The sequence below is a fragment of the Lentzea sp. NPDC036955 genome (assembly GCF_055608005.1).
This window is the reverse complement of sequence record NZ_JBVJRC010000003.1, coordinates 841,345-848,959: the sequence shown is the minus strand read 5'-3', so window position 1 is coordinate 848,959 and position 7,615 is coordinate 841,345. Positions and strand designations below refer to the sequence as shown.

The following is a 7,615-nucleotide window of genomic DNA, read 5'->3' as shown; positions in this document are numbered from 1 at the left end:
CGCGGTCATCGAACACCCTCCTCAGCAGCGTGCGCACGGGAACGGATCGAGTGCCCGGACAGGACCGGACTGTGGGGCGGGGACAGGTGCCGCAGTGCGGTGGCCACGACCAGGCCAGCGGCGGCGAACACCAGGAACTGCACGGCCGGGGTGTCTGCGGTGGCGGTGGCGAACAGCCACAGTCCGAGGCCGATGCCGGCGGCGGTGATCAGCAGCTTCCACAGCAGCACCACTGCGGTGAGGGCCAGCAGCGCGCCGACCGTGAGCACGGGGAAGGGCAGGGCGTTCATCGCTGGCCCTCCGTCTCACCGATGCTGCGCAGCGCGAGGGCGTCGTGGGAGAACTCCGCGGCCAGCTCGCAGGCCTTGGTGTGCTCGGGGTGCGCCACGTCGGTGGTGATCGGCTTGAGCAGCGTCACGGCCAGCTCGAACCAGTCGGATACCGCGTCGTGGGAGGCGTGCATGCCGGGGGCGAGCGCCGCCCAGCCCAGCAGGATGCTCGACAGGTGCGACAGGTCGGTGGTGGGTTCGGGAATGGTGGTGGTGGACACTGGTGTGGCCCTTCGGTCTGATGATCGCTTGGGTGTCAGGACCGGACCGGCGGTGTCTTCTGGCCGGAGTCGGCCGCCGGTCCGGGCGTGGCTAGGCGTTGGGCCTGTTGACCTGCAACCAGGTCGTCACCCAGGCCGCGGTCTTGTCGCTCGGGTCGTCCCACGTGGTGTCGGGGTCGGTGTGGAACTCCTGGCACAGCCGCACGGCCAGCGCCTGGTCCGACAATCCGACCGGCAGGACCTGCGTCTTGCCGTTGGCGATGCGAGCCGGAGACCACTGGCTGAAGTCGATCTGCACGCTCACGCCGACGTCGGCACCCTTGATGCGCGGGACCAGGGCGAGACCGTTGCCGATCCGCATGAACGGCAGCGGGAACTGCACGGTGGTGCCGTCACCGAACCTCGCGGTGATCGACGGGTCGAACACGACCACCTGGTTGCCGCGGTTCTCGACGTAGTGACTGGTGAGCTGCAGGTACGTGGACATCACGCGGCCTCCGTCATCTCGGTGTTCTCGTTGGCTTCAAAGCACTTCCAGCACAGACGGGTGCTGGTCGGGACCACGTACAGCGGGTCCTTGCCACAGTGGCAGCAGATGCGCCGCGCGAGGTTGGCCTTGGCCAACGCGGTCCACTTCGCCGGCGTCATCGGCCGCACCGGCGCGGCGTTCGCGATCAGGTACAGCGACGCGAACCACGTCGTGCCCGACCCGTTGTGCCGCCCGTACAGCACCGCCACCGGGTCAGACCCGTTGGGACGCAGGCCCATCGCCCGCAACTGGCGGTAGGTGGCCAGCTTGTCCCGCGGCGCGCAGCAGTACGACAGCAACGGCAGACCGTCGTGCGTGCCACGCGTCCACTGCGGACCCTGCGCCCACACCACCGACGTGAACACCCACGGGAACGTCTTGCCCGCCACGGCTACACCACCGCCGTGACCGTCAGCGCGACACCCAGCAGCAGCAGACCGACCATCAGCAAGTCCACGGCGCGGCGCACGTTGGCGTACTTGGCCTTGGCGATCGCCGACAAGTGGCACACGTCCACCGCGAGCACGGTCGGCGACGTCTCGTCCGCGAACTGCTCCAGCAGCTCAGACGGCCGCTCCACGTAGCCCGCGAAGTGCAGGAAGCCGTGCGGGGCGACCTGGGTCAGCCTCGGCCGCACCGCGGACAGCAGCAGCAGCACGCTGAACGCCATCGGAGCCGCGGCCAGCCACAGCACCACCTCAGCCGCGACCGGGAGGCTGCGCGTCGTCAGCGCGACCACACCCGCGAGGAACCCGCCGAACAGCGGCAGCAGCGTGGCCGCCTTGGTGTCCGCGCGCCTCAACTGGTCAGCCACATCCGCCTGCGCCTTGTCGATCCGCGCAACCACCTGGTCGTCGGTCTCGCTCATCACGCGGCCTCCGTCCCGTAGGACGCGGCGTACCGCGACGTCGCGAGGTGCAGTTCTTCGGGGGAGAGGTAGTGCAGGCCCTCGTTGAGGTCGACGCCTAGCGGCGCCAGCAAGGCACGCGCGCTGTCGGTGTCGGCGTGGTCCCACACGCGGACTTCAGCGTCACTGCCCGCCACAGACGCGGTCACGGCGAACTGGACGAACGTCTTGCCCATCGCCACCGTGATCGAGCCGTCCAACGCGTGGCACCACTCGACGATGGCGCTCACCGTGCCGACGATGTGCGGCGAGTATGTCTGCAACTCGACCATCGGCACGATGCCGTCAGACAGCCGCACCGAACACACCTCGGGCGCGTCCGAGTGCACTTCCAGGATGCGTGCCGCCAGTTTGGCCAGTTCAGCAAGCACGTTCATCACGCGGCCTCCGTCCCGCGCGGAACGGACGCCGCCTGGACCCGCAGGACCCGCACGGTCTGACCGGTCACCCGGTTCACCTCCCGGCGCTCCCAACGGACCGCGGCCACACCGTCCAGCAACCGCGACGTCGGCGCCGGCATGTCTTCCAGCTCCGCGTCCACCTCCGCAATCAGCAGGTCAATCGACGCTTCGTCCAGCCCGTCCGGGCAGTATTTGCCCTGGTCACCCGTGGTCCGCATCGGTGTTTCCTCCCATGTGGTCGCCGCCACATCTAGCGACAATGAGGACGCTAACAGTTGTTATGTGAGCAGGTCAACTGTTTGGTAAGACTCGCCCAGAAAAGGCCCGCTACCTGCACAAACGCCGGTCGGCGTGCTGTTTGGTTGCTGGTATGGTGCGACCTAACAGCAGTCGAGGCGGTCGGAGGTTGCATGTCGGGCGAGGGTCCTCGCGTCGCGCGAGCCGAGGCTGGTTACCAGCAGGTGGCGCGCAACATCCGCAATCAGATCGCCGCTGGTCTGCTGCGCGACGGGCAAGCGCTGCCATCCACGCGCGCTCTGGGGAAGGAGTGGGGTGTCAGCGTCTTCACGATCAATAAGGCGATGGAGCTGCTGATAGACGAGGGATTGGTTGTCAGTAAGGAGCGTTCCGGTCGTGTCGTGAACGCGCCTGACCAGGTGTACCGCACCGAGATGCGAACGGCGGCGCCACACGTCCTTCTTATTGGGGGGTATGCGGGCAGCGGAAAAACCGAGCTGGGTAGAATTCTCGCCCGCGCCACCGGCTGGCCAATGCTGGACAAGGACACGCTGACCCGCCCTGTAGTTGAGGCTGCGCTTGAAATCCTTGGTCTCTCGCCGAATGATCGGGAGTCGGAGACCTATCTGTCGCAGGTGCGTCCTCGGGAGTACGAGGCGCTCATCAATGCTATGACCGAGAATGTCCAATGCGGGAGCAGTGCAATCGTCACGGCACCGTTCATCAAAGAGTTTAAAGATACGGCGTGGCTTAATCGCATTGCGGCTAGCTGTGCTGACATGAACGCCACAATGACGGTTGTGTGGGTTTATTGTGACCCCGCCACTATGCACAGCTATATTCGACACCGCGGCGCGGCTCGGGATGCGTCGAAGATCGAGAACTGGGCCGACTATCTAGACGTAATTGACGTCGACTTCCGACCGCCTGTGCCGCATAAGGTCATCGACAACAGTGCGTCCGGCGTGCCGCTGCAAGCGCAAGCGCGTGAGCTGATTGCACAAGTGGCGGATCAGGGTTGAGGGGAGTGATCCGTGGCTGTGTCCAGAATCCTCGTAAGTAACGAGCAAGACGACAGAGATGGTTACGAGTATCTGAGTGCTGTTCCGAACCTAGAGCTCGTTGGATACGATCCTAATAGTCTGGCTATAGACGATTTGCAGCGTTCGGTTCAACTGCTCATGCCGCCGTATCGGGGGAGTCACCGACCTCTCGGTTTGGTTGGGGCGCTGCCAGCACTGCGGATGGTGCAGCTGCTCTCGGCAGGCGTAGACGAGTGGAGGCCTCATGTGCCAAAGCATGTCACAGTGGCTAGTGCGCGCGGTGCGCACGCCGGACCGGTTTCTGAGTGGGTGCTGTCGGCAATTTTGACGCAGTTCCGCCAATGGCCTGCGCTGGTGAGGTTTCAGGACCAGCGCACATGGGCGCACCGCAGGTTCGACGCTGATACGCTGGCTGGTAGGCGTGTGCTCATTGTTGGAGCGGGAAGCATCGGAATGGCGGTTGCACGAAAGCTTGATGCTTTTGATGCCGAGTCGACGCTAATTGCTAGCTCTGCACGAAACGGTGTACACGGTCCCGAGGAATTGCCACACCTTATTCCGGGGCACGCTGTCGTGGTTGTTACAACACCGCTAACCGAAGCGACAGCGGGCCTTGTGGATGCCAAGTTCCTTGCTGCTATGGACGACGGTGCATTACTCGTGAACGCCGGTCGTGGTCAAGTCGTTGACACGGACGCGCTAGTCCTCGAACTACAGAGCGGCCGTCTCCGTGCGGCTCTTGACGTGACCGATCCTGAGCCATTGCCTTCCGAGCATCCAATTTGGGGCTGCGCTGGAGTAATTGTCAGCCCGCACGCTGCTCGTACCGTTCCTGGCACCAGTCGACTTTGCTACCAGGTAGCAGCAGAGCAAATCGCAACCTTCCTATCAGGCGGCACGCCATCGAACGTGGCCTACCTCTAGGGCGGCTGTAGCCGAGGGGGATTGGTCTAGGGTGGGGGACCCGTTTTTCTCAGGTCCGTAACTGCCGTAACTGCCGTAACCTCCCTGGTCAGGCGGTTACGGATAGGTCTGGGCATCCGTAACCGTCTACGGATCGGGGCACGGCGGTTACGGATAGGGCGGGCTATCCGTAACCTTCTGACCTGCATGGTTACGGCAGTTACGGCAGTTACGGACTTTGAGAGGGTGGGGGAGGCGCTGGCGACTCTGGTCCTGGATTGGTCCCCCCGGCTACAGCCTCGTCGTCATGGAGCTACTTCGGTCGATCGATGGTCGCCGATCACTCGCGGTGTGGCCCTGGAGACGGACTTAGACCGCGCCGTCGCGCAACGCTGGTTGTGTTGCTGCCCCGAGGAGTCCCGCTGAGAAGTCGTCCATAGTGGACGGTCTGCCTACGTGAGTGAGTGACTAACTGAGTCCCTTCGGTCACAGCCTTCGAGCGGCGGTGTTAGGTCCTCCCCGCCATGCTGCTAGGTGCGGCATCGCCGTGGGAAGTGACATCCGCTACAGTTTGTGGGTGACTGCGCGAGTCTTCCTTGAACGGTTGATCGATACCCTTCCGATGTATAGGGGCGATGAGCTGGTCTTCGACCCGGATACGCGCTTCCGGGTCGGCGTCGACATGCCAAAAAACTATGTATGGCCTTGTCTCGCTTCGGATCAAACTCCTGAGTGCTCGGTCCTTCTGATCGCGGCACCAGGGGCCGGCGGAAAGACAGTGGCGGCAGAGGCCATTGCTCACCGCCTGAACGCTCCGTTGGTTGATCTCGCCGAGCAGCCTGTAGGCGGTGACGGTATGACCGGCCTGCTTGCCAACTTGCTTGGATGGGATCAAGCGCCGATCTATATCAAGCAGCTGCGAAACGGTGAACGAGCGCTCGTGATGGACGGTCTGGATGAGGCGTATCTCCTTGCGGGGCATGTCCACTTCCTAGCCTTCTTGAAAGATCTGGCGTCGCTCATCAAGGGCGCGGCGCCTGCTCGGCAAGTGGTAATCCTAGGGCGGCATGATTCAATCGAGACCGCCTTTCTTGCGTTCGAAGATGAGGGTATCGCCGCTAAGATTGCGCACATCACCCCGCTTACTTGGGAGCAAAGCGGCGAACTGATCGCCCTTACTCTTGATGATAAAGAGCTTCCCGACGGCACGCTGTACACTGTGCACCGGAAGTATCCGAAGCCGTTCGCTCGGCTGCGTGACCAGGCATTCACCGAAATTGCGACAGCCCTAGGAAACCCCCCCAGCAACGGCGTTATGGACTGGCAGCTGAGCGAAGATTTTCTGGGTTATCCGCCTGTTCTTCTGGTGCTTGCAGAGTTCCTGGTAGTAGATAATCCCGAGGCTGAGCGCTCAAACCGGTCAATTCACGTAGCGGCGCCTGCAGATCGCTCAGCCCAGGGCGCCCTATTGCGCGAGGTAGTTGAACGAATCCTGGATCGCGAAGCCGGTAAGGTGCGCAAGCAGCTCGTAAAGTCGATTCCAGCAGCAGAGTCTTGCTTGGAGACCCTTTACGGGCGCGAGGAACAAGCACTGCGGGTTTTGCGACTGATCACAACGTCGAACATTGAAGTGGTGGCTCCCGCGTCTCTTCTTATGGAGGATCGCGCGATCTACGAAGAGCAAATCTCCATTTTTGTTCGAGAGCATCCATTCTTGGTAAATGGACGCTTCGCTAACGTGGTGTTTAGTGATTACATCCGTGCGTTCATCGCCACTTCGCCCATCGTCGCCGCACACGGACAATCCGTCCCGAGCCTGCTGAGTGCAAGCCCGCCTTCGGGACCCTTCTTTGCACATTTTGTCTTTGCGCTTAGTTCGGAGATGTATCACCGTACGGGGAAGATCGCAGCTCCATTCGCGGGTGAGGCCAACGGTGAGGTAGTCAGCATGGGAGTAGCTTCGGAGGGGCAGGTGGACGACCTGATCAAGTCGTTCGCAAGCGGGACTTCGAACCCATGCTGGGCATCGTATGGGCATTCAGAAACTGATGCCTATTTGATTTTGAGTGAGTATGCTGTCGAGCCTGAGGCCGATGTATCGGCGGCGAGCAAGTATTACTCGCTTTACTTCTCTATCGAAGACGCGTCGGGCGTGCTCGAACTTTCTAGTCCCATATCGCGTACTGTTGTGTTTTCTGACTTTGGCGTTGTTCTGACCTCGCGAGTTGGTGATGAAATTGAAGTTGGTCCTGCCGTAATAATTGCTGCAAACGAAATCGATTTGCGGGCGACCAAGTTTTCTGCAGTTGGCGGACATGACAACGCAATCGGCTCAGTTGCTATGATTGCCGAGACGGTACGACATGCCCAGAATCTAAAGGTTGCCGCTTACCCGCACAGCTGCTTGCGGGCTATGTGGAATGATTCTTGGCATCAATGGAAGCCGTACGCCGCAAAGCTTGGTGGGGTTGAAAAATTCATCAGCAGGGCGAGCGCTTATCAGGTTCTTATTGATTCCCGACGTATTTTGACCTCGTTCAAGAAGGCTGGTGGCAAAGCGGCTAAGGCGGCTCCTAGTGTGTATTGGGAGATGCTTGAGCGGATGGTTGTTGGTCGCAACATCCTGACCAATGCCGTTCTCAGCGGTTTGATTGAGCTGGAGCTAATCACACGAGATGGGCCGATGTATCGGCTCAATCTCGATGAACTGAGCTCGTATGGGGTTAGCTACTCCGCCCTTCGTGGCCCTGAATTCGAGGAAGCACTATCCAATCTGCACGCGGCCCTTGTGAAGACTAGTGCGGTGTTGGCTGTGGTTAGTCGACCGAAGAAATAGCGCACACGTGCGTAAGGTGTCGCCACCGTAGTCGGCACCTTGTAGAAGTACTGTGGCTAATTGCTCCGATGCTGGTCTACGTCCACCCGCCGGCAGCGCGGTGCACTACGGTTGCAATCGTGGTGGCATTCGCCCGTAGTCGGCGGTGCACGCCGAGGTGTGCCGTGCATCGTTGAGCAGGTGAAACATCGCCGATGATCCTCGGTGAT

The 7,615-nt window shown here is 61.5% G+C and carries 10 protein-coding genes; 3 read left to right on the top strand and 7 right to left on the bottom strand.

What is annotated here, in order from left to right:
• Positions 1 to 5 precede the first annotated feature (5 nt).
• The 7 genes from ACZ7CF_RS13340 to ACZ7CF_RS13310 all read right to left on the bottom strand — a co-directional run bounded on the left by ACZ7CF_RS13340 (position 6) and on the right by ACZ7CF_RS13310 (position 2,605).
• Positions 6 to 290 (bottom strand): hypothetical protein, encoded by a 285-nt coding sequence (locus ACZ7CF_RS13340; protein ID WP_470369665.1) that lies wholly within the window; start codon positions 288 to 290, stop codon positions 6 to 8.
• On the bottom strand, positions 287 to 550 hold the full coding sequence (locus ACZ7CF_RS13335; protein WP_470369664.1) for a hypothetical protein: 264 nt from the start codon (positions 548 to 550) through the stop codon (positions 287 to 289). Before ACZ7CF_RS13335 ends, ACZ7CF_RS13340 begins: the two co-directional genes overlap by 4 nt.
• A gap of 91 nt (positions 551 to 641) precedes the next feature.
• Positions 642 to 1,037 (bottom strand): hypothetical protein, encoded by a 396-nt coding sequence (locus ACZ7CF_RS13330; RefSeq protein ID WP_470369663.1) that lies wholly within the window; start codon positions 1,035 to 1,037, stop codon positions 642 to 644.
• Positions 1,037 to 1,468: an RRQRL motif-containing zinc-binding protein gene (locus ACZ7CF_RS13325; protein WP_470369662.1), complete on the bottom strand. Its 432-nt coding sequence runs from the start codon at positions 1,466 to 1,468 to the stop codon at positions 1,037 to 1,039. The genes ACZ7CF_RS13330 and ACZ7CF_RS13325 overlap by 1 nt, the downstream gene beginning before the upstream one ends.
• Before the next feature lie 2 nt (positions 1,469 to 1,470).
• Positions 1,471 to 1,947: a Pycsar system effector family protein gene (locus ACZ7CF_RS13320; RefSeq protein ID WP_470369661.1), complete on the bottom strand. Its 477-nt coding sequence runs from the start codon at positions 1,945 to 1,947 to the stop codon at positions 1,471 to 1,473.
• Positions 1,947 to 2,363 carry a hypothetical protein gene (locus tag ACZ7CF_RS13315; protein WP_470369660.1) on the bottom strand — a complete coding sequence of 139 codons (417 nt, stop codon included), beginning with the start codon at positions 2,361 to 2,363 and terminating at the stop codon, positions 1,947 to 1,949. Before ACZ7CF_RS13315 ends, ACZ7CF_RS13320 begins: the two co-directional genes overlap by 1 nt.
• Positions 2,363 to 2,605 carry a hypothetical protein gene (locus ACZ7CF_RS13310; RefSeq protein ID WP_470369659.1) on the bottom strand — a complete coding sequence of 81 codons (243 nt, stop codon included), beginning with the start codon at positions 2,603 to 2,605 and terminating at the stop codon, positions 2,363 to 2,365. Before ACZ7CF_RS13310 ends, ACZ7CF_RS13315 begins: the two co-directional genes overlap by 1 nt.
• A 243-nt stretch (positions 2,606 to 2,848) precedes the next feature.
• Here ACZ7CF_RS13310 and ACZ7CF_RS13305 point away from each other — a divergent pair, with 243 nt between their 5' ends.
• From ACZ7CF_RS13305 to ACZ7CF_RS13295, 3 genes are all read left to right on the top strand, one after another.
• On the top strand, positions 2,849 to 3,646 hold the full coding sequence (locus ACZ7CF_RS13305; RefSeq protein ID WP_470369658.1) for a GntR family transcriptional regulator: 798 nt from the start codon (positions 2,849 to 2,851) through the stop codon (positions 3,644 to 3,646).
• A 159-nt stretch (positions 3,647 to 3,805) separates the two neighbouring features.
• Positions 3,806 to 4,591: an NAD(P)-dependent oxidoreductase gene (locus ACZ7CF_RS13300; protein ID WP_470369685.1), complete on the top strand. Its 786-nt coding sequence runs from the start codon at positions 3,806 to 3,808 to the stop codon at positions 4,589 to 4,591.
• A gap of 556 nt (positions 4,592 to 5,147) precedes the next feature.
• Positions 5,148 to 7,406, top strand: coding sequence for a hypothetical protein (locus ACZ7CF_RS13295; protein ID WP_470369657.1), 2,259 nt, complete (start codon positions 5,148 to 5,150; stop codon positions 7,404 to 7,406).
• Positions 7,407 to 7,615 lie beyond the last annotated feature (209 nt).

What these genes read in the sequence shown, in the direction of transcription:
- ACZ7CF_RS13340 (WP_470369665.1), bottom strand. Translation starts at nt 290, where the DNA reads ATGAACGCCCTGCCCTTCCCCGTGCTCACGGTCGGCGCGCTGCTGGCC.
- ACZ7CF_RS13315 (WP_470369660.1), bottom strand. Translation starts at nt 2,363, where the DNA reads ATGAACGTGCTTGCTGAACTGGCCAAACTGGCGGCACGCATCCTGGAA.
- ACZ7CF_RS13310 (WP_470369659.1), bottom strand. Translation starts at nt 2,605, where the DNA reads ATGCGGACCACGGGTGACCAGGGCAAATACTGCCCGGACGGGCTGGAC.
- ACZ7CF_RS13320 (WP_470369661.1), bottom strand. Translation starts at nt 1,947, where the DNA reads ATGAGCGAGACCGACGACCAGGTGGTTGCGCGGATCGACAAGGCGCAG.
- ACZ7CF_RS13300 (WP_470369685.1), top strand. Translation starts at nt 3,806, where the DNA reads ATGCCGCCGTATCGGGGGAGTCACCGACCTCTCGGTTTGGTTGGGGCG.
- ACZ7CF_RS13330 (WP_470369663.1), bottom strand. Translation starts at nt 1,037, where the DNA reads ATGTCCACGTACCTGCAGCTCACCAGTCACTACGTCGAGAACCGCGGC.